Source organism: Methylobacterium sp. D54C (genome assembly GCF_053345595.1).
Window position 1 is genome coordinate 1 of sequence record NZ_JBKFAK010000295.1, and the last position, 254, is coordinate 254.

General features: G+C 59.1%; 1 rRNA gene. It reads right to left on the minus strand.

Going from position 1 to position 254, the window contains the following annotated elements:
• Positions 1-254: ribosomal RNA gene (locus tag ACLBYB_RS33600) — 23S ribosomal RNA — on the minus strand; the annotation flags it as partial.

Sequence of the window (254 nt, forward strand, 5' to 3'; positions counted from 1 at the left end):
CGCTATCGGTCGCTGAGGAGTACTTAGGCTTGGAGGGTGGTCCCCCCATGTTCAGACAGGATTTCACGTGTCCCGCCCTACTCGAGTCCTGTGTATCGTCCGTCCCGTACGGGGCTGTCACCCATCGTGCCGGCCTTTCCAGACCGTTCCGGTAAACTCAACACAGGCACTGGCCTGATCCGCGTTCGCTCGCCACTACTGACGGAGTCTCGTTGATGTCCTTTCCTCCGGGTACTGAGATGTTTCAGTTCCCC